This window comes from Vibrio sp. dhg (assembly GCF_003443775.1).
GTDB classification, from domain to species: Bacteria; Pseudomonadota; Gammaproteobacteria; order Enterobacterales; family Vibrionaceae; genus Vibrio; species Vibrio natriegens.
In genome coordinates this window covers 46,535-72,508 of record NZ_CP028944.1, presented here as the reverse complement: position 1 = coordinate 72,508, position 25,974 = coordinate 46,535, and the positions used below count along the sequence as shown (strand labels likewise).

The window sequence follows — 25,974 nt, the reverse complement described above, 5'->3', positions numbered from 1 at the left end:
GGGCCATGATATAAATTAGAGAGTGCCTCTAAAAAATAATAAGCTGATTATGACAGAACTACATGCAACAGCGACACTCAAGGACTCCGCCTTCAAAACCCTGGCGGATTCCTTTGCCACCTTTTATAGCAATACCATCGCTATTGACCAACAGCACCGCATCACCTGGATAAGTAAGGGCTATCGTCAGTTTCTGGGGCTGAGCCATAACCCTGTAGGTGAGCCGATCACCCGTTATATTCATAATAGTTTTCTACCCAGAGTCTCCGACAGTGGAGAACCGGTACTGCTGGAACTGTTATGGGTCAAACAACAGTGGACACTGGTGAGCGTGATTCCTCTGCAATCGGATCAGGGAGAGGTGATCGGAGCCTTTGGTTTTGTTGCTTTGGAGCAACGCAAAGGTTTTCACTCCCTGGCCAACCGCTTCAACCAAATGCAGCAACAGCTGGACAATGTCACCCAGGAGTTAAATCAGGCACGACAAAATAAATACCGCTTATCTCAGATTACTGGCCGCAGCGAACAACTGCAGAATGTCAAACATCAGATACGACAAGCGGCACGATTTGATATCTCTGTTCTACTGACCGGCGAAACAGGCACCGGCAAGGAGATGTTTGCCCACGCCCTGCATGAACTCTCAGCCCGCTCCCATAACGCCTTTGTCTCACTTAATGTCGCCGCCATTCCCAATAACCTGATCGAAGCAGAGTTCTTTGGTGTCGCCCCCGGAGCCTATACCGGCGCATCCAACAAGGGGCGTAAAGGTAAACTGGAGCTGGCCGATGGCGGCACCCTGTTTCTGGATGAAATTGGCGATATGCCACTGGAGCTGCAAAGTAAACTGCTGCGAGCCCTCCAGGAGCAAGAGTTTGAGCCATTGGGTTCCAATAAGGTAAAAAAAGTCAATATTCGCATCGTTGCCGCCACTAGTCGTAATCTGCCAAAAATGGTGGAAAACGGCGAGTTTCGCGCAGACCTTTACTACCGCCTTAATGCCATGCCGATCCATCTGCCTCCTCTCAGGGAGCGTCAGGCAGACATTGACCTGATTGCAGAACGCCTGCTGGATGAGCTCTGTATCAGACTGCATCTGCCAGTTAAGTACCTGACACCAGATGCCATTAACCTACTGTGTCAGCACTCTTGGCCGGGCAATGTACGGGAACTGCAAAACCTGCTGGAACGAGCGGTGATTATGGCAGAGGAAGACACCGAGATTGATGTCCAACTGATTCAGTCACTGTTAGTTCCAACAGCACAGTTTCAACAGACTGCACAGACGCAACTAATATCACCGAGAATAGATCCGAACACGGGATTGCCTATATATACTCTCTCGTCAGCTAACCGACTTTCCCCCACTCTGCCTCAGGCCAACACTCCACCACAACCACTGCATGAACAGATTGCCCGAGCAGAGCGTAAAGCTATTGAAACCGCACTTGCTTACACTCAAGGGCATAAGGTACAAACAGCTAAGCTGCTGGGCATATCCCGTGCAAGTTTGTATGAAAAGATGCGTAAGCTGGATATTCAGTACATAAAGAACTCATGAACAGCAAACACTCATTGCCACTCATACCTATCAGTCGGTGAAAAGGCGTATTAACCTGTAGAAATAAAAAGCCCCGACCAGCACAAGAGAACTGATCGGGGCAGCCGATAATAGAACTGTTTTTAGGGAAGCGGATTAATGAGGAATCACCAGCGTATTATCCTGCCAGCGGACAGCATCATCACCCGGCATAGCCAGCACTTCACCAAACATGTCATCTGTAATCTGCTCTTCACCGCTTTCCTGCATCGACGTCGTGCGAACCACCTGACTCGGAGCCAGCGCCTCGCCTGAGCTCAGATGAGCAAACATCTGATTCAGCGCCTGTTCAAAGTAAGGATGAATATAGGCATAACGATGCTGCATATTAGGTGGTGTGGCATAGAAACCCAGGTTCGGGGCTAACAGATAGGCAAACATCTCCAGGTGATGGCCATTTTCGATTTCCCAGTACACGACATCATCGCGGGCATCTACCTGACGATTACGGGCGTAGTAGGCGCGACCACCATGATTTGGTGCAACCACCTGATCGGCACGACCATGCATAATTATGGCTGGTTTACCCTGTAGATCACCACTCATTATCGCTTCCTGAATACCCGCCTGAACCCGGTCAAAATCACCGTTGCCTTTGTAAGTATCCAGAATCCCCAACTCAGTTAGCTTGGCCTTTCCGTAGTGGGACATCGCAAAGAAACACAGATCTGCATCCAGATTTTTATCCGCTGTGGAGTTAAACGCCGTCGCCCCATAAGGATCATACGAATTCATATTGACCGGTTGAATCCAGCGGCTACCACCAGCGATCATATTCTGTCCCAGGAAGCGCAGCGCCTTATCTTCATCACTCAGCACCTCAAACTGTTTCGTCCCGCCATTATAGCTGGCGAAGCTGATACCACACAGCTGGTCTGAGATACTATAACGACCGTAGGAGTTACCATAAGTATTGGTGATTTCAGAAAACATATTAGTAAACGCTGGCATACCCAGATTCTGCTCAGGCAGGAACCCCGCGACAGTATTCATCAGATCCTGTGCTTCCTGAGCCAGTACCTGCAAATCAGCAGAATAGGACGTTAACAGCCCTAATTGTTGCAGGCGGGTACAACGTTCAGGAGACTTAGCAGAGTTAACCAGATCGGCACTGTCGTTTTCGGTCAGGTTATTAGCACAGGGCTGATACACCGCACCAAAGGCATGCATATCGTATAAACTCCAGCCTACCGATTCAGGCCCCCAGCTGCGCTCCCCCTGAGTAATGGTAAAATCATGCTGATTCATTGCCGTACTCGGCTCAACAGCAACCACACCATCAATCAGCCCTTGCGTATCCTGCTCTGCTGCCATCAGTACAGAACGCCCGCCATTGGACCAACTGGCTGCAATCACTGTGGTATTGTCAGGATTAAAAGCCAGATCAGGATAAGCCTGGAGTAAGGCATAGAAAGCAAACTCAATGGATTGCAAGGTATTCAAGCCCCAGTCTTTACTAGGATTCTGCTGGGAGTGAGCGTGTTTGGTTGTTGCAGTACGCGGATCAGCAGCATCCGCAAAGCCTTCTGCAAACTCAGCGGTAAATGCAGAAGAAGAGCCTGCACTGATGGCATCAACAACCTTTCCATCCAGATTAATCACCTGTTGACTGCCAATAAAGTGTACGCCATCACCGGTGCCTTTATCGGTATAGGCTACGGCACAACCCCGTTTTAACGCCGCATCACCTGCCGTACCTGCCGCCCCATAAACACCACGGGAACCGGATGATGGCCCGGCAATAATACAAGGCCTCTCAGTAGAGAAACTACTCGGAACCTGCACCACCAGTTTGACATTGGTTTTACCAGAGCCATCATCCACAATGGCTTGATATTCCGTACCTGAAACCTGGCCGGTAAATGTCTCTACTGTATGAGAACTAATCCCTTCTGTAACCAAAGGCCCCCAATGAATACCCCAGCCACCAGGAGTTACCGGATCCATCATACTGTTATAGCTGGCTCCTAACTGGTAGCGACGGATCTGTTCCGGGCTAGAACCTATCCCCACCGTTTCCGGTGTTACTGCACCAGTATTGCTATTCAGAGCCATACCTGTGAGCAAATCATCACTTATACCATCTACCTGAATGACATCAACCGAACCAGAAAGATAACTGGGCAGTACGCTGTAATCCGTGGTTTCTTCTGAGCTGTCGGAAGAGCCTAAGCAACCCGATAGCACCAGTGAGCTGGCAGTCGTTAAAATAACAGTCCTTTGCATATCAACCTCGTCTTGTTGTTTTTCTAAGTTGTTCAGAATCGATAAAAATCGAACCAATCCAACGTAACTCAACCTAATCCAAGATATATGCCAAACACTTAACCAGCTGATAAACAATGATTTACTATCTTCCCTGCTAACTAATATCCAGAAAGCTGGACACATGACCGTCTAAAACACTGGACACTATCCTGAATTTAAGACAATGAGAAAGAGACCTATAAAACGGTATACATGAATAACCGTTTCCAACAAAAGTGAACTTATGAAATTCTTGAATTGAAACTCAGGCACATGAGATTTATAAGAGCGGGTTCTATAACCCAACAATATGAATAAAAAAGAAATGAAACAGTAGATAGCGATAACCTACGCATTGGCGCCAGATTCGGGATTTTTGTAAGGCTAAAGGCGTAACTCTAGCTGAGATGGCCGAGCGTATTCAGCGTTCAATGAGATATGTCAGTCAGGTTGAGCGTGGGGGTTCCTCTCTCCTCTCTGTCCATTCCAACACTTCAATCCACCAGTGATGTATTGAGGGTCCAAATCCGCTGTTTTTACACTCCTACCGGGAAGCACCTGCAGAAGAATTGAACCGTATTGTGCGTAAATCAGCTCGGCGTAGCTTAAGTTTTCCAATTCATTACTTTTTGTATAACAACGCTAGCGGTTCATCTTAGTTCGCACATCGAGGCATAACACGTGTTTGGGTATATATGGACGAAGATACTGCCCTACTTATAGTGAACGACATGTTTAGAATATTGTTCAAGCTGAAGAGTTATAGTTGGGTTAGATAGGCAATGTACTGACTCTTATAAAAAACGGCATCCCGATTGGTCCGGTCTGCCGTTTTTACTATTAGTCAATGTTAATCAACATTATTCGGCAGCAAAAGCTGGTTGCTGAAGTTGTGCTTCGTCTTTTCTTAGTTTAATTGGAGCATAGATAAGGGCACCAACAAGGAACAGACCTAAATAACCGATCAGCGGGTAGAATACAGCAACTAACTGAGTGAAACCGGCAAAGCTAGCCACAAAGCCAACAATCAAGGTAGCAAAAATAAACTTGTTCGCTTTAGCCGTTTTCATTGGTACAAAGCGAGCTGCAAATGCGTAGAACATGCTCACTGCGGTATTGAAGATCATACCTAACAAAATGAATGTCATAAAGGTTGACAGTGCTGGTGAAATCATATCGATGATTTTTAGTAGCGGCATTGGGTATTCTGCGACCACTTCAATCTTAGAAAATAGTGCTAAGTGGCTAAGTACGATTAGTACACCGACTCCAGCACCACCAAGAAGTCCACCCAGTTTTGCAACTTTAGGGTTTGATTCCGCACCGCCCATAACCAGTGCCATGGCCGCGCCCACCGCTAGGTTGAAAGATACGTAGTTGATTGCTGAGATAAACCAGTTAGGTAGTGTTGATTCAACACTTTCAGCAATTGGCGCTAAGGTATCAAAAGATTGATCCATTGTGATGATGCTGTAGGCACAAATAACGACCAGAGCAACAATCAAAAATGGTGTAATACTACCAATAACCGCGACAACACGATTTACATTCATCATTGCGGTCAGGCCGATTAGGACCGTTAGAAGAGCGCTTCCGACGTATCCTGGCAGGTCAAATTGTTGTGTTAGAAGGGAACCAGCTCCGGCAATCATTACTACGCCTACACCAAACAAGGTGAAGATAATCACATAGTCTACGATAACGCCAACCCAACGGCCGCTAATTTGGTAGATGACTTTTTTGTGTGACATGGTCTTGGTTTGAGAGCCAAGCATTGTCAGCATCATACCTAGGTATGCAAATAGGGCCGTTGCCAGCACCGCGGCTGCTGTGCCCCAATGTCCAAAGCTTGTGAAGTACTGCAATACTTCCTGTCCGGAGGCAAATCCGGCCCCGACAATAATTCCGATAAACGCACTCGCGATTTTAAGAATGTTCCACATGGTAGGCAAATCTCCTTGTCGACTATTAATCAACTTATGTAATTGTATTTGTAGTTGTAGTTCTTTTGGTTACTTGTTGTTAATTGATGTAACAACAGCGGGAGCAATAAGTATCACATCTGTTAACAGAACTGCATAGTGTGTTGTTTTATATGTGATCAAAAGTGGAAGTTTGCTAATTTTTTGTTAAAACTCTTGAAAGTTTAACTCTTAGAGTATAGTGCGATTATTGACGTTTATTTAATCTAAACAATATGGAAGAGATATGAGAAATTTTAATTATTTTTCTAGACATATCAAATAGTTAAATTAACAAAAATAACCTCTCTTATCATTGATTATAGTTTTACTATAACCTACTTCTCATTTAACTATTCACTACGATCTATTTTTCCATGGGAATGTTTCTTATTTTTGTGATGATATTGTGTACATTTAAGCATTTCACTACTGAGTGATGTTAAATATTCGATATTACACAATCTTCGTGACACACCGACTAAGAACCTCAGCATTAAAAGGTGAAATTCCCTTAAATTAGAATAAGATAAATAATAAAGATAAGAAAACATTGCGCTGAGGAATCAGAGTTTTTTTACAAGTTATCTATTTTTTAGACATGTGATATGTGTGTTCAAATGTGTTGATATGTTCATTCATTGAGCAGCAGCTCTGTCTTGCTAGAAGTGCTGCTGTAGTAACCCTAGCCTTTGCCTAATACGGAAATGGGAACAATAAAAAAGCCCCTTTCGGGGCTTTTACTTTCTAGAAAACCACACTGTGCCAAAGATTGTCACCGTGGCTGTCATAAGCGAGCTTTATTTGAGCATGTAAGCACGTAATGTTGTAACTTGCGCAGAGCTTGAGTCTGTATCGCTCATTACTACACGTAAGTGAACAAATTCACCTGCTTCCGCGTCATTTGGCACGGTAGCAACCCACTGGCCATCTTCATAAGCCACTTGAGCATTGACCCAATCTGAGTCATTCAGTTTGTCATAAACTGGACAGTACGAGTAAGCAGAAACATAGCTCACTACACATTCCTGACCATAAGCGTATTGCAGGGTCACTTCTGCGAGAGTCACATCTTCATTGCTGTCCATTTCACCCGAAAGAACAACTTTTGCAGGCTCGCCTGCGGGATGGCTGTTGTGCATATCGACTGGAACATCAATTTTCGGCACCAAAATAGGTTGCGCACCTTGCATGCTTTGGTCAGTCATAAAGGTAAAGATACCCTGATAAAACGAACCTAGCTTGTCGTCAATCGGTGAACGCTCAGCAACACCACGGTTATAATTACGTAGCTCCAGGCGCACTTCCGCACTTTCTACAGGCATGGTTAAGGTGCCAGTGTCCATGTACGTGCTCTCACCATTTACCCATAAACCATAGGCTGCTCGACCATTGTAACCTGCAATAGCATCGTGACCTGACGCATCCCCAAACTGCGGGAAGTTCCAGCGAATCAAATTGGTATCGCGGTAACCAACAGAATGAGAACTCGTGTTCAAGCTTGCGCCTTTTGGTCCTCTTAGCCAGGTAGTCTCTTCTTTAGCGCCAGCTTCCATAATTCGTGGGCCATCAAAATACGCGCCATCCGATTGAATGCGGCTGCCTTGCATTACAATGTTGGTCCAGGTGTTTTTGCTGGTTGCGGTGTAATATTCATCACGTACAACCGGTGCAACTAACATTTGTGGACTGCCCGTTGAATAGAACTCACCAGTGCTGTTGGTTTGAGCCATCATGTCGCGGAAAACAGGACGTTCCTCACCTTGAGCATGGTACGCAGCACTGATGTGATACATGTCTTTATCATGCACACGAATTAAGCCACCTTTGTTGTGACCTTCAGTGATGTGATGTAGTTGGTAAGTATAAGGCGTCTTATCAACGGCAGTACCTGACCAACTCACCTTATTGCGACCACTTTGGATTTCTGCAAACAACATTTCACCTTCTTCAGCACTTAAGCCAACAATCGGCTTAGTCGGGATACCAGTAAAGGCTGTTTTATAACGACCATTAGTGCCTGGACGATAGAAAAGTACACCAATTGCACCTTGTTCCAGCGCACCTTTCACCATGTAAGAAGTGACATTGTAAGGGTTTTGGATCAAAGCAATTTTGCCAGCCAAATCAAATTGGCTCCAATCTGTGCTGTAACCACCTTCACCAACAGGTACTACTTCAGCGCTACCTTCACCATCAAAACCAACAGCAAGACCTTGTGCGACGGCATGTAACTGCTGACCATTTTCCATGCTTAGCACAGTTTCAGGAGCGGTTGCATGAGTAGATAAAAATGCACGGAAACGGCTGTCGTAACCTTGTGACCACAGATACATGTTTTCAACATAATCCGGCATCAAATCAATCGCAGCGAGTTTCGCTACTTTATTGTCATCCAGAGCGTAGGTGAAACCAAACGAGAAGCCCTGTGTATCAATTGGCTTATCCGCTTTAAACTCCACTTTTTCTGCCACACCAGCATCAAAAGTCAGTACCGTATCTGAAGTGACTTTGTGATCAAGGTAGGCCATCTGCGCTGCGGATTCTGGTAGTCCACCAAAATCAGAGTCATTGTCGTAAGTTACAATGTGTGAAATAACACTGTAGTTACCTTTAGGCAGGCTAATGCTGGCTTGACCATTGGTAAAGGAAAGAGCATGCCCCCAGTCATCTTCTTCATTAATGATATAGGCTTTAGAGAAACTGTTTGCAGGCTTGCCGCGGTTATCGTACGCGTTTAATGTCAGCTCGACTTCTGGCGGCTGGATCAAAAACGAAACAGGCACAATAATTTGATCATCCGATTGACCAGTACCCTCGCCTTTAATACGTCCAGTTATGGTGCCATAAGCGCCATCGCGCAGCGCCACTTGTGGCTCAATCCAAACTGGCACGTCCACTGAACCATTCGCTGGTACCGTTACTGATTTAACGCCTAAACCCGCCAGAGTCGCAGGCAATTGCGTTATACCGTCTTCGCCGATCAGATCCATGCTCAGCTTATAAGTTACATCACTGTTGCTGATATTGGTCAGCGTCACATGCGCATCGACACTGACAGCAGATGATACGTCAACAAAGCGACCTAGTTCTACATTTGGCGCGGCAATCACTGGTTGAGTAATAGCGCGGTTCACATCCATTGGGCCTGCGCCTTGCTCTAACACATGAGCGTCATTATCAAAGACTGAAGAAGTTAAAACGCGTTTGAGTTGTACAGGAGATAGATCTGGACGAGCCTGTAATACAATCGCCGCACCACCTGCAACATGAGGTGCCGACATTGATGTACCCGACAAAGAGCGGTAAGCGTTGCTACCCACGCCTCCAGATGCAGCAGCCACGACATCGACACCTTGTGAGCCGATATCTGGTTTCGCTGAGTGGCCATCTGGTGATGGACCACGCGAAGAGAACACAGCCGTCTGATTTTCACGATCCAGTGCAGCTACAGTCAAGGCGCTTGGCGCACAGCCCGGCGAACCCACCGTTTCACGGGTAAAGCTGTTACCGGCTGAAATAACAAACAGAGCTTGATCTCTAAATGCTTCAACCACGTCTACCATTGGGCCTTCACAGGCTGTGGCTGAACCACCTAGTGACATATTGACGATGTCTGCGCCATTTTCGACGGCCCAGATCATGCCATTAATAATACCGAAAGTACTGCCACCACCGCTGTTGCTCAGAACTTTACCAACGAGAAGATCAGCACCAGGCGCCATGCCTGCCCAATACCCATTCGATTCTGACCCCGTACCTGCAATAGTTGAAGCCGTGTGAGTGCCGTGACCATTTAAATCATCAACACCGTTTGCTGAATATGAAAAATCTTTTGAGCCAATCACCTGCCCTCTCAAGTCACTATGCTCAACATCGTAGCCAGTATCCAATACCGCTACTGTAACGCCTTCACCATTAAACGTGACGGCTGAAGGGCCCAACGCGCCTGTCAAAGGTACGGTAGGTGTTAACGTGGTGCCAACAGATTGCTTATGACCATGAATCACAGCATCAAGCCAAACTCCTTCAATGCGTCCATCCTGTGTCAGGCTTTCCCATACAGCCTCGGCTTTCTCTTTTTCGATGCCAAATGCGGCACTGTCGATTAATTCGATTTCACCGGTCAGCGAAGTACCTTCGATTACAGTGGGCGTTGCTGCACCTGCAAGCGATCCATCTGCGTATTCGATTATCACAGGAAGATTGTCTGTGCTCGCGTCATCATAATTTGACTGATAGAGCTTATTGATATTAAACAACTCTAAGTCAATGGCGCGTGAGTCTACAAAAGGCTGTGCTTTGGCTGGCACCAAGTAGGTGTCTTTACCACGTTTGAAAACAGAAGTGGCAATTTCCACACCGTCTTTATTCAGCATGCGAATACCACCAAGTTCACCGGCATTATTCACAACTGCACTGACTTTGTCGCCAGTAATCAAGGTGAATTCAAGCCCTTTAGCTCCCCCTTGTACCGCAGCCAATTCCGTTTCAGCTTGCGTACATAGTGACATACTTGCACCTAATAACGCTAAACAATGCACAGCAACCTTGCTGCGCTTAAAGCGACTACTCATATATTCCCTTATATCTAAATTTTTATATTTATACAGTTTGCTATCGTTTGATTTTACAGACTGCAAACCAAATCTCTTTTATTTCAAACACAGTACATACAGCCCCTGAGTATGAGAAAAATGACTACCACATTATTTACACCAGATAATCACTATGTGTTTTTACCGTCAACTTTCGTTTTTATGAGGATAAAATTTATATTTAAACGTACTAGCGTACGGTTTAAAAATCTTATCATCTCCTTAAAACAGAGAGTAGTTATATTAAATAAACCCTCTAAAACCAATATTAATGGATACAAGAAACACTATACATGCGGATAAGATCACGCCAGATAATGCAAAGTGCTTTCAATAAAATCGTCGTTTTAAAAATATATTCGATAACATTTAACTTCAAATATCATCAAAATCTCACTTAAAATCAAAATAAAAGCCTAGCCGCATCAAAAATATTTAAATGATTTTAATATTTAAATTTTCATTCATTTACCGCACAAAATGTGATTCTAATTCAAAGGTGTTATTTTAAAATATAATACTCCGCTAAATTAATGACGTGATGAGTTAAATGGATAAAGTCACTAATGGGATACTAGTGATTTTCCTACACGTACGTTACATCATTTTCATAAGAGACTCATTGGCAATCTGTTCATGACAAATGGCTACACAGATCCTCAGAGTACCTGACTTTCATTCAATAGGTTCATGATGTACACGCGAATCGACGTCTGTTAAGGACTTCTTCCAAGCTTTTGAGCACCATGCGCAGAGATTAATTTTTAAACATATTTCAGCAACCTTTATTAGTGCGTAACGGTTACCGTTCTTTGCAATTTTAATTAATGCGTATGAGATACCGATTGCGGAATATTTATTACCCTAGGCGCTAGTGCAGAGATAATGGTTGGAAGATCGCACACAATTCCCGCTGTTATTGAAGACAATATTTATACTATTTGTCCATAGTAATTATAATGATATAAGAGTTCCCAGTTTCTATATTATTTCAGGACCAACTACTTTATATAAACACTCACTTCCATAAACCGCACGATTTTTAAATAACTTACGCGTTCGTTTTAAACGACGACTACTTATTTTTATGAGTGTTAGGTAAATATTAATCGCTATTGCACAAAATAACGAATGAAGTGAGCCAATATATTAAGGGATATTTTCGTGTTACAGGTGAGATGTTCTTCGTGCTAAAGCTTGAGCTTGAAATTGACCGTTGAAGAAGACAGCTGCTTCGGCGTAGCACCTTTCTAGTCTCATTGGTCAATACTCATCAACAGACCGTTCATTACTCCGTTGAACGGTCCCAAATATTCGGCAGCACTTTGTTTGAATATCCAGAAATAAAACGCTTTACCTCCCCTGTCTGTGAGTCATAGACATGTCGACTCACAGACCCAATGTTGGCACCGTAAATGTGGATGCTGATCGACGTGCGATCAGAGTGAGCGTTTGATACCTTATGAATATCTCCGATACGAGGTGATACTAGGTCAATGTCACCACATTGGAGTTGATGTTTCCCATTCGGTTGTAATCTATTCGATTTTGGATCCAGATAAAACTCTTCACAACACTCAGCACCTCGCATTACTCCGACCATACCCCACACGGTGTGATCATGCACTGGCGTCTGCTGACCAGGTCCCCAAACAAAACTCACCACGGAAAAGCGCTCCAATGGGTCGCAATACAATAAGTATTGCTGATACGATTCTGGATTTGGTTGGGCGAACTCATCAGGTAACCAATCATCGCAGCTGACAAGTTCGGAGAGAAGCAGTTTGCCGTCCATCATAATACGCGCTTCATCTTGGCCCGCTTTATCGACCAAATGTGTGAAGGCGTGAATAAAGTCCCTTAACCTGGATGTGTTACTCATTGCTGACTTTCCGTCTCGTTAGATAAAACGTTTTAACTATAGCAGGTCGTGTAGTCGGCCTTGGATTTCCGCTTGAGCTATGCAGAGAACTGAGAGGTAGAAGCCTCTTGATATTTCTCCTTACCAAAAACCAATATGGTCAGCAGCAATCTCTTCCTCTAGCTGAACGTATGGCCCACGGACTTCAACTTTGCGCTGTCCTGCCATGAATACATCCCGGCAGGCTAAATCTAACGTTAAGTTTTCAGGGTTGTCGCCAGTTAATTCAGCGAGACGCTTTTCTGTAAGCCCGAACACCACGCTACCAATACCAGCCCAGTAAATCGAACCGGCACACATACAACAAGGTTCGACTGATGTCACTAACGTACACTTCTCTAGAAATTCCGGTTGATATTGACGAGAAGCAAGGCGAGCGACATTAGACTCAGCATGACCGACTCCCTTATCTTGCTGATAAGTGTTACCAGAACGAATCAGTATTTCTCCGTCTGGACCAATCAACATTGCGCCAAAAGGATGATTCCCACTTTCCACACTCAATTTTGCTAACTCAATGGTGAGTTTCAGATTTTCAATGTCGTGTTTCATCACTAACTCCATATATTGATGTTTTTAAGTCCCTTATTGAATCTGAAAACACTATAAGAGAGCGTAACCGTTATTCAAACTAGAACGTTTAGAAAGCTGCGTGCTAATATTTAGAACAATATTTTTATTCTCGGATATTAGTCATGTCTGCATTAACAAAAGAAATTCGATCGTTTGTCGTCATCGCACACGAAAAATCTGTACGTAAAGCCGCAGAAAAGCTGCATATTGCCGCGTCAGCGCTGAGCCGTCAGATGAATATTCTTGAAGAAGATTTCGGTACCCAACTACTTGTGAGACTCCCAAAAGGGATTGATCTAACGGAGCAAGGTCAGGCACTTTATAAACAAGCGCAACAATGGATTACTGAAGAAAACCGCTTTCGACGGAGCTTAAAGGAAGAGGCTCAGCAAAACTTAATTCAACTACGTATCGGCGCAGTTGATTGCCTAAGCCACAGTGTTCTGCCTAAACTTTACAATTTGCTTTCCTCTCAATTCGACAATTTACGTGTTCACTTTACAACCGGAGACACACAAACACTGACAAACTTGCTTCTGGACAATCAATTGGATTTCGTTATCGCGTTTAACGTCGCCAGACATGAAAAAATCCAATTTGCAGCGCGGCACAGGACTAAGATTGGGCTGGTCCACCTCCCAAAACTATTCGATGAAAAAACGAAATCCATAGAATTGCACGAGTGCCTCAAATGGCCACTTTGCTTTCCTGACAAAAACTTATCAGTGCATACGCGTCTTTATTCGGAGATCATGAGACAGAACAGTAGCTTTGATATTTCCGCCACAAGCAATTCGTTTAATTTGCTTGCTAGCCTGGTTCGTGAAGGTGCCGGAGTCAGTTTTATGACTTGGTATGACATTGAAAAACAAGTGATGAATGGTGAATTGGCGTTTACGCCACTGAAAGACAAACGACTAGAAGAAGAACTCTGCGTGTGCTTGCCGTCTACTGTAAAAATGAACGAACAGACCCAAAGTATAATCAATAGTATTCTTAAAGTAATCCAGTGAGAACAAACACCGATTCTGGTTTGAGAGGGCGTTTTATGCGGTTATTTTTTGCACTGACCTTTGATAATGACACAAAGCGCAACTTAATGACGTACCAAAATTTATTGCGTTCAAACGGTATAAATGGCCGACATACTCGTACAGCGAACCTCCATCTCACGTTGGCTTTTGTCGGTGAAGCGACGCAAGAGCAGAAGCAAAAATTAATCCGTATCTTGCATCAGTTGAAATCAAAATGTGATGGTCTACAAATCGATCATTTAGGTGCGTTTCACCAAAAACGAAGTCGGTTGGTTTGGATGGGAATAGCAAGCAATCGCGCATTAATGAATTTACAAAGAGAATTGACGACAGCACTGAAAGAACAAGGCTTTGCTACTGAAGCAAAAAAGTATATGCCCCATATTACGCTTTTTCGTCATGATACTGGCGATACACAGCTAAAGTACGTCGATGTTAAGGCGCAACACGTTGATGTTTATTCAATTGCGCTAATGGAAAGCATCTACGTTGACAATAAGCTAACTTATCGAGTTATCGATGAGGTGTTTCAGAGTCAGGGATAGGCTCCCTGACTCGTGACTGTAACAAACGCGATTAACGCTCTCCCCCCTTCTAAGTAATCTCAACAGGATTGAAAAGGAGGTTTGCTCCACGTTTGCTATTTTTTATTTTTAGGTACCCAAGCCGTGCGGTCAATATCCAAATCAGGGAACTCATCGGGATTGAATTCCGGATGCTCAGCACCGGCAGCAAGTTTCTTCCTGTAATCCTTTAACAAACGCATTGCGGTTGGGAACAGCATGATCAATGCCAGCAAGTTTACGATGGCGAGAATTCCCATCATCGGATCAGAGAAGAAAAATACTGAAGTCGCGCCTGGTGCAACCGCGCCAACAAATACGATAGCTATAACGGCAATTCGTAAAATGTGCAGCGACAATTTGCGCTGAGACATAAAGGTTAGTGCGTTTTCACCCAGATAGTAGTTGTAGATAACCGAACTAAACGAGAACAACAAAATAGCACCGGTTAGATAGTACTGAGACCACTGACCGAGGTGAGACACCAAAGACTGTTGAGTAAGGACAACGCCATCAACACCTTCGGCTCCCGGCACATAGACATCTCCGAGTAGAATCACGAAGGCGGTACAGCTACATACAACAATCGTATCGATAAATACAGATAGTGACTGAGTAATACCCTGACTTATCGGATGAGATACATCTGCCGTTGCCGCGACATTAGGCGCTGAACCTAAACCCGCTTCATTTGAGAACAAGCCTCGTCGTAGACCGTTAGCCAAGGCAGCACCCATACCACCGCCCACGACTTCCTCTATACCGAAAGCATTTTTAACGATAGTCATAATAACGCCTGGGAGCTCCGCAATGTTGATAATGATGACAAGCAGCGCTAAGGCAACATACGCAACCGCCATGATTGGAACGATAACATCGGCCGCTTTCGCAATACGATGGATACCACCATAGATAATGAATCCAACAGCAATAGAAAGAAACACACCAGTGTACAAACGGTCAATACCAAGACTGTCTGAAGCGGCACCTGCAACGGTATTGCCCTGAAATGCATTAAATCCGATAGCGAAAGAAGCGATCAGACAAACCGCATAAACGTAGGCGAGCCAACGATAGTCCTCACCAAGACCATGAATAATCGTACGCGCAGCACCGCCACGAAAATCATTGCCTTCCTTTCGTTTATAAAGCTGAGCGAGCGAACATTCGACCAAACTGGTCGCCATACCAACCAATGCCACCGCCCACATCCAGAAGACGGCTCCCGGCCCACCAAGCGTGATTGCAACAGCAACACCAGCGATGTTACCGCCACCTACACGTCCACCAATAGAGAGTAAAAGTGCTTCACGACCAGAGATAGCTTTTTCATCTGAAGTCTGGTTTTTTGTCAGCAATACGCGAAACATTCGCTTGAAGAACCGGAATTGAACAAAGTCAGTTACGATCGTAAAGAATAGACCAAAGATCACGAGGAACGGGACAAGAGCCCAACCCCATGTGAGGTCTCCGATAATACCAAAAAAGGATTCAAGTAATTGCATCATTATTCCTCAAATTAATTAAAGGCTTTCTGATTTATTAACTATACATTTGATAAATAAGTATAAAATTTTTCAGTCCATGATAATCGGCACATCAGTTTTGTTTTTTCGATAAAACATCATGTAACTATTATGATAGTCAGTGAATTTGGGGATAGGAATAAAGATTGCCCAGCTAAAGATCATCGGGAAGCGATCGCTTTAAATGGCAAGTAGCATTTGTTTTTCTACAGGATGAGAAACAAAAAAATGCCCCTATTCGAGAGTCCGTGAATAGAGGCATTTAAAATTGAATGGCGTTTTGTAATAGCGTGTTATGCAGCTTCGAATGCCAAAGCTTTCTTCTCTACCTGACGGAAAATCAGCGTCAGAATGCCGTTGACCGTTAAGTAGAATGCACCCGCAACACCAAATACGGTAAGCGTATCGTAAGTTTGAGCGTTGATACGCTGCGCGTACCCCATAAGATCCATAATGGTGATGGTGCTCGCGAGAGAAGTCCCCTTGAAGACCAAGATCACTTCATTGGAATATGCCGGAACCGCGCGGCGAATCGCATACGGAAGCAATACTTTTAACGTAGTCGACTTATTCATGCCGAGCGCACGACAAGCTTGCCACTGGCCTGATGGAATTGCGTTGAAAGCACCTTTAAACAACTGAGTACTGTATGACGCGGTATTCAACGCTAAAGCGAACATGGCACAGAACCATGGCTGACTTAGCCATGACCACAAGAAGCTCTCCCTGATGACATCAAATTGCCCTGGGCCGTAGTAGACCAGAAAAATCTGTACCAACAGTGGTGTTCCCGTAAACAAGGTAATGATGCCTCGACTCAACCAATGCAAGCCTGGCGTACGCAGAATCAACGTTAGTGTCATCAACAAAGCAAGGATACAGCCGACAACCAACGACGCAGCGGTCAGTTGGATGCTGGTGCCAAGACCTTCAAGCAATTGCCAAACGTGTTGTTCGTTCATGCGGTAGCCTCCTGACCCATGCTGATTCCTTTAACCGAAAACTTCTTATCGATTAGCTTCACCGCTCGTTGTGTTATCAAAGTAATCACCAAATAAACGGCAGCCGCTGTCGCGTACCAAGTAAACGCCTCGTGTGTCGCAGCAGATGTAAGCTGAGCTTGCTTAAGAAGGTCAGTCACACCAATCAGAGAAACCAATGCGGTATCTTTGAGCAACACCAACCACTGGTTAGTGAGCCCTGGTAACGCGTGTCTTACCGCTTGTGGTAAAACAACGCGTACAAAGGCGTGAATCGGACCGATCCCCAGCGCGCTCGCTGCTTCTCTCTGCCCTTTTCCGACCGCTTTGAGAGCGCCACGCAGCGTCTGAGAAGCGTAAGAAGCAAAGATCAATGACAGCGCAATCACACCAGACAAAAACGGGCTAACTTCAATAAAGTCACCGGTGATCAAAAACAGAACCTGTGTTGAGCCAAAATAGATGAACAACACAACAAGAAGCTCTGGCAATCCGCGAATCACCGTGACAAAGGCTGTTGTTGGCCATTTCACGAATAAACGACGAGACATTTCACCGCTGGCGAATAACACTGCCAGAATCAAACCGACTAACAGACTTGTAAAAGCTAACTGGACTGTCATCCAACTAGCTTGCACAAGCGATAAAGAGTAACCCGTTAACACCATATTAGTTACCGAAGTACTTGTTGAAGATCACGTCATATTGACCGTTTGCTTTTACGGTTTTAAGCGCAGTATTCAGTTTGTTTACAAGTTCTTCATTGTCTTTGTTTACCGCGATACCAAAACCGTTACCGAAGTACTTCGCATTCGTTACACGTTCGCCAACGTAAGTCAGGTTATCTTCTTTCTTGAACCATTCAGCGACAACGGCTGTATCACCGAAAACAGAATCAATACGTCCGTTTTTCATATCGATGAATGCGTCTTGGTAGCTCGCATAAGGAACCGCAGTCACACCAGGAAGCTGCTCAAGCAGGTATGTTTGGTGAGTTGTACCATTTTGTACACCGACACGCTTGCCTTCTAACTGAGTTTTATCGGCAACTTTGCCTTTCACAGAAACGAATGCAGCTGAGTTGTCGTAGTACGAATCAGAAAAGTTTACTTGCTCTAAACGCGCATCAGTGATGTCCATGGCTGAGATAGCCGCATCGTAACGTTTGAATTTTAATGCAGGAATCAAGCTGTCAAAAGCTTGGTTGTAGAAGCTACATTTTGTTTCCATTTCTTTACAAAGTGCGTTCGCAAGATCCACATCGAAGCCTTGGATTTGGTTATTTTCATCCATGTATTCGAATGGAGCGTACGTCGCTTCCATCGCGAATTTGATTTCTTCTTGAGCTGCTGCATTTGCAGACATAAGGCCGATTAGTGAAGCTAGTAAAATCTTTTTCATTGCAATACTCCGTGTGTACGTCTTGGGCTGACACTCGCAATGACAGCCGTTCATCTGTGAAGGTTGTTTATAGTTACACCCTTTTATGGGTATACATTTTTAGTGTTTTAAGTAATCAGCAAACTGAGTCGTCTGCGGATTGGTAAAGGCGTCGTTTGTACCATGCTCAACAATATGCCCTTTCTCAAGGTACAAAACATGGCTGGCAATCTTTTTGGCAAAATCCACTTCGTGTGTCACCACAACCTGAGTAATGCCCGTGCCACTTAAATCTTTAATGATCTTAACTACTTGGTTAGTAATCTCAGGATCAAGCGCAGCCGTTGGCTCATCAAACAAAAGAACTTCTGGTTTCATCATCAAAGCACGTGCTATCGCAACTCGCTGCTGTTGACCACCGGATAGCTGCATTGGCCAAGCATCCGCTTTATCGGCCAAATGTAAGGTCGCTAAAATCTGCATCGCCTGCTGTTTGGCTTCATCTTTTGCCATGCCAGAGACTTTGACTGGTGCTTCAATCAAGTTCTCCATCACCGTCATATGAGGCCAAAGGTTGTATTGCTGGAACACCATACCGACTTTACGGCGAAGCGCTAAACCATGCTTTTCTTTAATTTCAGTTGAAAAGTCGAAAGCGTCATTCGCGATGTTTAACTGGCCATTATCTGCACCTTCTAAAAGGTTGAGAACGCGCAGCAGAGAGCTTTTCCCTGCGCCGCTTGGGCCTAATAACACCAATGTTTCACCGCTTTCACAATTAAAACTGACATCGTGAAGAACTTGTGTATCACCGTAGGATTTGTTGATCCCGCAAACCTGAATACTCATGCTGTCATACCGCATTAATTGTCATCGGGCGTTAATATTACCAATTAGTGTATTTTATGCAATATATATGTATAAAAATATATTTTGTTAAATTTTTGTATGTGTAAATTACAGCATCACAGAGCATATGACTGGTTTGATGAGTAAACAAATTACAGAGTCGAGTAAATAAGAAAGTGCATCAAAAACGATGAGTTGAGACGTGATTAAGTGCAGGAGGTAACCTGTGGATTGGATTGCGATTTACTCGCCGTGGTGTCCCCCACCACTTGGATAAATTCATAATCAGTAATGGGGGAACCTTTAGTAATGCGACGTGCCGCTGTAATCAGCCAACGTTCTAATAGCGCAACTCCTTGAGCTATCAGGGCATTGAATCAGAACGAGTTAGATATATCCGAAACTAAATATTATTGCGGAGGAATATTCTGATTCATTCTGAATAAGTTATTCGGATCATACTTTTTCTTTATTTCCTGAAGACGTGCGTACGTTGGGCCATAAGCAGACTCGGTGCGTTCCGACTCGTCCTGAGTCAGGAAGTTGATGTAAGCACCGCCACTGGCAAAAGGTCTGGTTTTCGCGAAGAAATCACGCGCCCAAGTAATGCATTTTTCATCATCTTCCGCGGCATCCCAACGCCCGTGGACATTAAGAACGTACTCAGCATCACGACAAGAATACGCCATCGATTCAGGCGCAGGGCGGGACGCGGCACAGCCTAGAGAAGCGATAAAAATCTCACATTGAGGTGACGGTAATTTCCCTGCGTATTCGATAGCAGCGTCGATCACCCCTTCGCTGAGCGCGGTAAAGTTATGCGATTTCCAATAATTACGTGCACCCGGCGTTAAAAGTGGATCAAAGGCTTGCTGCCATGCGGCAAAAGGTTGTACACCGATGTGCTCACCATGAGCATCACCAAACGATCGAAGCGGTTCGATCAGCTTTTCACCCTCGGAAGGATCTCCCGCATAACAAATGGCAAGAACGACGACCTCTTTACCATGAACCTCTTCCGGCAAAAAAGGTAAAGGTGGCGCTTTACGGCTAACCATCCAAACGCTGAGTTCTTCTGGAGCGGTTTTCGTGAATTGGGCGAATTGACTAATGACGGACTTGGCTTGACTAAATGGGAATACGATCAGGCCGCTAAGTACATCAGGACCAACAGGGTGAAGCTGGAACTCAAACTGAGTAACGATGCCAAAGTTACCACCGCCCCCCCGAAGTGCCCAGAATAAGTCTTGATTTTCTGTCTCACTAGCCAGCAACTGACGCCCATCTGCTGTCACCACGTTCGCAGATACCAAGCTATCAATCGTCATACCATATTTACGACTTAGCCAGCCAAAGCCGCCACCTAGCGTTAAACCAGCAATACCCGTCGTAGAATTAATACCTACAGGAGTGGCCAGACCATAATTTTGTGTCTTCGCATCGATGTCACCAAGGGTACAACCGGGTCCGACAATCGCCTTTTGTGCTGACGGATAGACCTGAACCTCGTTAAGAAGAGTTAAGTCTATCATCAAACCATCATCACACACGGCATTACCAGCAATGTTGTGCCCTCCTCCTCGAACAGAGACAAGCAAATTGTTTTCTCTAGCGAAATTCACTGACAACACAACATCTTCCGCCGATTTACAGCGAGCGATCATACCGGGCTTGCGGTCTATCATGCCGTTCCAAATTTTACGAACCTCATCATAAGACGCATCATCAGGTAAAATAGCCTCACCACCGAAATGTTTTATAAAGTCTTCGACCTTAGCGCTTTCGATACTTTTCATACAAGTTGCCTCATACGTTTTGCATGAGCACTTGCGAGTATTGAATAAGACACCCAAGCTCCTCATACTTAAACGTTTATTTAGAGTAGCTATTATCCAGTTACAATAATCTGCTTCTTAAACCTCAATATATTGCTAAAAAGTAGATCGTCCATTTTCTAAAGTAGGCAAGATAAGGAAAACAGTATTTTCGAGTTTAATCAGGTCACTGTAATTAGGTTTAATCGTCTAATTTACTTGTCTACCTTGGAACCCGAGCTCCAACAATAGATTCGGGGTGATACAGTTTTTAAAACGTTTAAAGTGTATGAGCAATTCATTGAGATAGTGATGAAAAAGCGTCTCATTACTGATATTTAAATCAATAAAATAAAAATATAACGCTTATACAATCACTTAACAAAAAGAAATCACTAACTAATTATTAAGATTGATATCAGTTTTATTGCTTATCCAATTCCACAAAAAGAGCCAGAAACCCTTTCAAGATTGGTGATAACCCTCCCATAAATAAAATTAAACGGATGAAATCGAGGCGTTCATATTACGATTTAATTGCTTAGCCATAAGACATTCATAGATTTTATATTATCCAAACGGAGCATTAAATCGCATATAAATTAGAACAATAAACCTAATTTATATTAAGAAAATAATGATTGGATTTTAGTTCGCAGTATTAACCCGATGTTTTAAGCATCCAATACTTGGATTAGATAGGATATCAAGCATGAAACTTAAACCACTTTCTTTAAAGTTAGCCACCAGCACCCTTTTGCTTTCAGTCCCTGGTGTTTCTTATGCCTTTGAGTGCCCGGAGAATTTTCCTATATGCGCACCCGCAACGGTTATAGAAGCGGCAGTGCCAAGATTGTTGTCAACGGTATCTCCCGGTGATGCTCCACTAATATTAAGAACGACCACACTAATAACTGCGGCTTGGTTTGACGCTATTGCACCTTATAGTGATACCGCGATTGGTGTACATTCCGACTTAGGTCGACTTAACGCAGGAGACAGTGATTCAGCAAGAAACATCGCAATCATGTACGCCAGCCATAAAGTGCTCAATAGCTTAATGCCACAATTTGCTTCGGACTGGGATGCCATGCTGCTCACTGTGGGGCTCGACCCAGATGACAATACACTTGATGCGGACACGGCGATAGGCGTGGGTAACCTTGCAGGTAACGCCGTTGTGGCAGCTCGTGTCGATGATGGCATGAACCAGTTAGGAACCGACTGTAACCAATATTATCCAAAGCCGTACGCTGATTGCACAGGCTATCGACCAGTTAACACCGCAGAAAAATTAACCGACCCTAGACGATGGCAGCCAGATACACTCACATCTGGTAGCGGCATCTTTTTCTCCCAACAATTTGTCACCCCTCAATTAGGCAGCACCCAACCTTTTAGTTACGACAAACCAACCATAACTGTGCCTAAACCAACAAGGTCTTATGCCATAAATCCAAGTGGCAAAGCATTTCCGGACTATATCGAGCAAGCCAATGAAGTATTAGAAGCACAAGCAGACTTAACTGATGAACAAAAGCTATTTTCGGAGTTTTATGACAATAAAATCATTAGCTTGGGTTATTCAACGCTAGCCGCGACTTTCTATCACCACCTATCACTAGAACAATTTGTTCAGCTTGATTACCTGGTGAACGTCGCAGCCTTCGATGCAGGGATAACAGTTTGGGACAATAAGCGAAAATACGACGCCGTCAGGCCATTTTCAGCGATTGGCTATCTGTATAAGAACGACAACCTTACCGCTTGGGGTGGCCCTGGAATGGGTACAGTAAGCGATCTTAAAGGTAGTGAATGGCGACCATATTTACAATCCGCAAATCACCCAGAATACCCTTCAGCCAGTGCCAGTTTTTGCCGCGCTCATGCCACTTCGACCAAGCGCTACTTACAAGAAGAGTTAGGCCTTCCTTACGAAGCTGCTAACGATCTAAGTTTCTGGCAACCTGGATTCTTGCCTGAACAGTTTGAAGTCCTAGATAAGCAATCGGGAACATCTCTAATTGAACCAGGGGTAACTCCGCAATCGCACACCGTTTTGGGTTGGAGTACTTGGGACGAATTCTCTGATAAGTGTGGGTTAAGTCGTTTATGGGCTGGGGTCCACTTTTATGACTCCATTCCGGCTGGTCAATCGATCGGAGATCCTATTGGTTCAGCAGCCTACGATTGGTTAAAAACTTACATAAATGGTACGGCACAATAATATAAGTTTAGACACTGATAATATCTAGTAATCACAAAAAACGTCTACACTCGCCTTTTATATATGACTTAAGTTCATTTTTAAAAGGCGAGTTTATTGATTTACGAGTACTATTACTAACATTTCAAATACCCACTATTACTTTTCTATTTCCGATTAAACACCTCTTCTTTCAAGACTAATATCCTGCTGTAGAGCATGACCTACACTCCCTTTTAAGCATCTAATCTAAATAAGGTTTTATCTAAAAATAAAGGTTCAGAACGTCCAGCTGAGCTAAAAACTCCTGCGAGAGATTGATAGGCTTAGCTTATTAAATTAATCGGTCTAAGTGATATGATAAATCTCAGGTTCCTTACTATTATCAATTACAAGTTACTGAGATGTATAAACATTAACTTCTAAACAGATAATCAAACAGTGATAAAACACTTACATTTTCTGTTTTAAGAAAAAATAATATTTCACTGCTAAAAGGACACCCTATGAACAACAGCGATAATAACTCAGCAGGAAAGTGCCCGGTAATGCATGGTGGCATGACTTCCACCGGTTCGACCGTGATGGAATGGTGGCCGAACGCGCTTAACTTAGACATTCTCCATCAGCACGACAAAAAAACAAACCCACTTGGAGAGGACTTCGACTACCGTGAAGCACTTAAATCACTTGACGTTGAAGCCTTAAAAAATGATTTGAAAGCGCTAATGACGGACAGTCAAGAGTGGTGGCCAGCAGACTGGGGACACTACGGCGGCTTAATGATTCGTATGGCGTGGCACTCCGCTGGTAGCTACCGCACCACTGATGGTCGCGGGGGTGGTTCAACTGGTAACCAACGCTTTGCGCCACTTAACTCCTGGCCAGACAACGGCAACTTAGATAAGGCTCGTCGCTTGTTGTGGCCAATTAAGAAAAAATACGGCAACAAAATAAGCTGGGCAGATTTAATGCTTCTTGCGGGTAACATGGCATATGAATCTATGGGTCTTAAAACCTTTGGATTTGCCTTTGGCCGAGAAGATATCTGGCATCCGGAAAAAGACATTTACTGGGGTTCCGAAAAAGAATGGTTAGCGCCAAGTGGTGGCGAAGGTACCCGATACTCTGGCGAACGTGACCTTGAAAACCCTCTGGCAGCAGTGATGATGGGTTTGATCTATGTGAACCCAGAAGGTGTAGACGGTAATCCAGACCCTCTTAAAACCGCAGCCGACATGCGTGTAACCTTTGCACGTATGGCGATGAATGATGAAGAGACCGTCGCTTTAACGGCAGGTGGTCACACGGTTGGTAAAGCTCACGGTAATGGCGACGCGGCAAACTTAGGTCCAGACCCTGAAGGTGCCGACATTGAAGAGCAAGGTCTTGGTTGGAATAACCACAAATCTCGCGGCATTGGCCGTGACACCGTAACCAGCGGCGTTGAAGGCGCTTGGACAAGCCATCCGACTCAATGGGACAACGGCTATTTCAAAATGCTACTAGAACATGAGTGGCAACTAACTAAAAGCCCTGCAGGCGCTTGGCAATACGAGCCTGTAGATATCGCAGAAGAAGATAAGCCGGTCGATGTTGAAGATCCGTCAATTCGTTACAACCCAATGATGACAGATGCCGATATGGCTTTGAAGGTTGACCCTGAGTATCGCAAGATTTCTGAGCGCTTCTACCAAGACCAAGAGTACTTTAACGAAGTATTCGCGAGAGCCTGGTTTAAGCTGACGCACCGCGATTTAGGCCCTAAAGCGCGTTACATTGGCCCAGATGTACCAGCCGAAGATCTTATCTGGCAAGATCCAATCCCTGCTGGCACGACCAACTACGACGTAGACGCAGTAAAGGCAAAAATTGCAGCAACGGACTTAAGCGTTTCTGATTTGGTTTCAACCGCTTGGGACAGTGCACGTACATTCCGACACTCGGATCTTCGAGGTGGTGCTAACGGCGCACGCATACGCTTAGCTCCACAAAACGCATGGGAAGGCAACGAACCACAACGTCTGGCTCGCGTACTTGATGTACTAACTAAGATTGCAGATGAATCTGGTGTCAGCGTGGCGGATACTATCGTGCTTGCTGGTAATGTCGGGCTTGAACAAGCAATTAAAGCGGCAGGTTTTGACGTTACAGTGCCATTTACACCTGGTCGCGGTGATGCTACGGCGGAGCAAACCGATGTTGAGTCATTCGATGTCCTTGAACCAGTGGCTGACGGATTCCGAAACTGGCAGAAACAGCATTATGCCGTTAAACCAGAGGAAATGCTGCTAGACCGTGCCCAGCTGCTTGGCCTGACCGGTCCAGAAATGACGGTACTACTAGGTGGTATGCGTGTACTTGGTACTAACCACGGCGGCACTCAACATGGTGTGTTTACTGACCGTGTAGGTGCGCTGACCAATGACTTCTTCGTAAACCTAACGGACATGTCGTACACATGGAAACCAACTGGCCGCAACTCTTACGATATTTGTGACCGTAAAACAGGTGAAGCGAAATGGACAGCAACGCGCGTAGACTTAGTCTTTGGGTCAAACTCCATCTTGCGTTCTTATGCTGAAGTGTACGCTCAAGATGACAATCAAGAGAAGTTCGTAAAAGACTTTATCTCGGCTTGGACGAAAGTGATGAACGCAGACCGATTCGATTTGGTTTAATAACGAGCCACATACACTGAAAATGCACTTTGGTGCGTATT

16 protein-coding genes are annotated in these 25,974 nt (G+C 44.5%); 5 read left to right on the top strand and 11 right to left on the bottom strand.

Annotation, left to right across the window (positions count from 1 at the left end; translation table 11 throughout):
- Window positions 1-49 precede the first annotated feature (49 nt).
- The gene (locus DBX26_RS16025) at window positions 50-1,561 is read left to right on the top strand and encodes a sigma-54-dependent Fis family transcriptional regulator (RefSeq protein ID WP_254063594.1); all 1,512 of its coding nucleotides are present in this window, start codon (window positions 50-52) and stop codon (window positions 1,559-1,561) included.
- 135 nt (window positions 1,562-1,696) lie between these two features.
- On the opposite strand, the gene DBX26_RS16020 is transcribed toward DBX26_RS16025, so the two are convergent.
- The 5 genes from DBX26_RS16020 to DBX26_RS16000 form a co-directional block, all read right to left on the bottom strand.
- Window positions 1,697-3,826, bottom strand: coding sequence for a D-(-)-3-hydroxybutyrate oligomer hydrolase (locus tag DBX26_RS16020; RefSeq protein ID WP_254063592.1), 2,130 nt, complete (start codon window positions 3,824-3,826; stop codon window positions 1,697-1,699).
- Window positions 3,827-4,707: 881 nt separating this feature from the next.
- The gene (locus DBX26_RS16015) at window positions 4,708-5,790 is read right to left on the bottom strand and encodes a membrane protein (protein WP_014234351.1); all 1,083 of its coding nucleotides are present in this window, start codon (window positions 5,788-5,790) and stop codon (window positions 4,708-4,710) included.
- Window positions 5,791-6,608: 818 nt separating this feature from the next.
- Window positions 6,609-10,385 (bottom strand): S8 family serine peptidase, encoded by a 3,777-nt coding sequence (locus DBX26_RS16010; protein WP_118119925.1) that lies wholly within the window; start codon window positions 10,383-10,385, stop codon window positions 6,609-6,611.
- Window positions 10,386-11,694: 1,309 nt separating this feature from the next.
- Window positions 11,695-12,288 carry a cysteine dioxygenase gene (locus DBX26_RS16005; RefSeq protein WP_118119923.1) on the bottom strand — a complete coding sequence of 198 codons (594 nt, stop codon included), beginning with the start codon at window positions 12,286-12,288 and terminating at the stop codon, window positions 11,695-11,697.
- Window positions 12,289-12,408: 120 nt separating this feature from the next.
- Window positions 12,409-12,879: a nucleoside deaminase gene (locus DBX26_RS16000; protein WP_118119921.1), complete on the bottom strand. Its 471-nt coding sequence runs from the start codon at window positions 12,877-12,879 to the stop codon at window positions 12,409-12,411.
- Window positions 12,880-13,022: 143 nt separating this feature from the next.
- Here DBX26_RS16000 and DBX26_RS15995 point away from each other — a divergent pair, with 143 nt between their 5' ends.
- On the top strand, window positions 13,023-13,913 hold the full coding sequence (locus tag DBX26_RS15995; protein ID WP_118119919.1) for a LysR family transcriptional regulator: 891 nt from the start codon (window positions 13,023-13,025) through the stop codon (window positions 13,911-13,913).
- A gap of 86 nt (window positions 13,914-13,999) precedes the next feature.
- Window positions 14,000-14,479: an RNA 2',3'-cyclic phosphodiesterase gene (gene thpR, locus DBX26_RS15990; RefSeq protein WP_254063590.1), complete on the top strand. Its 480-nt coding sequence runs from the start codon at window positions 14,000-14,002 to the stop codon at window positions 14,477-14,479.
- 95 nt (window positions 14,480-14,574) lie between these two features.
- On the opposite strand, the gene DBX26_RS15985 is transcribed toward thpR, so the two are convergent.
- The 6 genes from DBX26_RS15985 to DBX26_RS15960 all read right to left on the bottom strand — a co-directional run bounded on the left by DBX26_RS15985 (window position 14,575) and on the right by DBX26_RS15960 (window position 21,028).
- Entirely contained in the window at window positions 14,575-16,005 is a 1,431-nt protein-coding gene (locus DBX26_RS15985) for a sodium:alanine symporter family protein (RefSeq protein WP_231113068.1), read from the bottom strand.
- 311 nt (window positions 16,006-16,316) lie between these two features.
- Complete coding sequence (gene artM / locus DBX26_RS15980; RefSeq protein WP_020335984.1) at window positions 16,317-16,985, bottom strand: arginine ABC transporter permease ArtM; 669 nt, start codon at window positions 16,983-16,985, stop codon at window positions 16,317-16,319.
- Entirely contained in the window at window positions 16,982-17,671 is a 690-nt protein-coding gene (gene artQ / locus DBX26_RS15975) for an arginine ABC transporter permease ArtQ (RefSeq protein ID WP_020335985.1), read from the bottom strand. The genes artM and artQ overlap by 4 nt, the downstream gene beginning before the upstream one ends.
- A 1-nt stretch (window position 17,672) precedes the next feature.
- Complete coding sequence (locus tag DBX26_RS15970; RefSeq protein ID WP_014234360.1) at window positions 17,673-18,404, bottom strand: lysine/arginine/ornithine ABC transporter substrate-binding protein; 732 nt, start codon at window positions 18,402-18,404, stop codon at window positions 17,673-17,675.
- Window positions 18,405-18,503: 99 nt separating this feature from the next.
- Window positions 18,504-19,232, bottom strand: a complete 729-nt coding sequence (artP, locus tag DBX26_RS15965) for an arginine ABC transporter ATP-binding protein ArtP (protein WP_014234361.1) — start codon at window positions 19,230-19,232, stop codon at window positions 18,504-18,506.
- Between the two features lie 410 nt (window positions 19,233-19,642).
- A complete protein-coding gene (locus tag DBX26_RS15960; RefSeq protein WP_014234362.1) occupies window positions 19,643-21,028 on the bottom strand; it encodes an FAD-binding oxidoreductase in 1,386 nt (461 codons plus the stop codon).
- 730 nt (window positions 21,029-21,758) lie between these two features.
- Between DBX26_RS15960 and DBX26_RS15955 the strand changes: the two genes are divergently transcribed.
- A complete protein-coding gene (locus DBX26_RS15955; RefSeq protein WP_118119916.1) occupies window positions 21,759-23,273 on the top strand; it encodes a vanadium-dependent haloperoxidase in 1,515 nt (504 codons plus the stop codon).
- Window positions 23,274-23,758: 485 nt separating this feature from the next.
- Entirely contained in the window at window positions 23,759-25,933 is a 2,175-nt protein-coding gene (gene katG / locus DBX26_RS15950) for a catalase/peroxidase HPI (RefSeq protein ID WP_118119914.1), read from the top strand.
- The last annotated feature ends 41 nt before the right edge of the window (window positions 25,934-25,974 follow it).

What these genes read in the sequence shown, in the direction of transcription:
- DBX26_RS16025 (WP_254063594.1), top strand. Translation starts at nt 50, where the DNA reads ATGACAGAACTACATGCAACAGCGACACTCAAGGACTCCGCCTTCAAA.
- DBX26_RS16020 (WP_254063592.1), bottom strand. Translation starts at nt 3,826, where the DNA reads ATGCAAAGGACTGTTATTTTAACGACTGCCAGCTCACTGGTGCTATCG.
- DBX26_RS16015 (WP_014234351.1), bottom strand. Translation starts at nt 5,790, where the DNA reads ATGTGGAACATTCTTAAAATCGCGAGTGCGTTTATCGGAATTATTGTC.
- DBX26_RS16010 (WP_118119925.1), bottom strand. Translation starts at nt 10,385, where the DNA reads ATGAGTAGTCGCTTTAAGCGCAGCAAGGTTGCTGTGCATTGTTTAGCG.
- DBX26_RS16005 (WP_118119923.1), bottom strand. Translation starts at nt 12,288, where the DNA reads ATGAGTAACACATCCAGGTTAAGGGACTTTATTCACGCCTTCACACAT.
- DBX26_RS16000 (WP_118119921.1), bottom strand. Translation starts at nt 12,879, where the DNA reads ATGAAACACGACATTGAAAATCTGAAACTCACCATTGAGTTAGCAAAA.
- DBX26_RS15995 (WP_118119919.1), top strand. Translation starts at nt 13,023, where the DNA reads ATGTCTGCATTAACAAAAGAAATTCGATCGTTTGTCGTCATCGCACAC.
- thpR (WP_254063590.1), top strand. Translation starts at nt 14,000, where the DNA reads ATGACGTACCAAAATTTATTGCGTTCAAACGGTATAAATGGCCGACAT.
- DBX26_RS15985 (WP_231113068.1), bottom strand. Translation starts at nt 16,005, where the DNA reads ATGATGCAATTACTTGAATCCTTTTTTGGTATTATCGGAGACCTCACA.
- artM (WP_020335984.1), bottom strand. Translation starts at nt 16,985, where the DNA reads ATGAACGAACAACACGTTTGGCAATTGCTTGAAGGTCTTGGCACCAGC.
- artQ (WP_020335985.1), bottom strand. Translation starts at nt 17,671, where the DNA reads ATGGTGTTAACGGGTTACTCTTTATCGCTTGTGCAAGCTAGTTGGATG.
- DBX26_RS15970 (WP_014234360.1), bottom strand. Translation starts at nt 18,404, where the DNA reads ATGAAAAAGATTTTACTAGCTTCACTAATCGGCCTTATGTCTGCAAAT.
- artP (WP_014234361.1), bottom strand. Translation starts at nt 19,232, where the DNA reads ATGAGTATTCAGGTTTGCGGGATCAACAAATCCTACGGTGATACACAA.
- DBX26_RS15960 (WP_014234362.1), bottom strand. Translation starts at nt 21,028, where the DNA reads ATGAAAAGTATCGAAAGCGCTAAGGTCGAAGACTTTATAAAACATTTC.
- DBX26_RS15955 (WP_118119916.1), top strand. Translation starts at nt 21,759, where the DNA reads ATGAAACTTAAACCACTTTCTTTAAAGTTAGCCACCAGCACCCTTTTG.
- katG (WP_118119914.1), top strand. Translation starts at nt 23,759, where the DNA reads ATGAACAACAGCGATAATAACTCAGCAGGAAAGTGCCCGGTAATGCAT.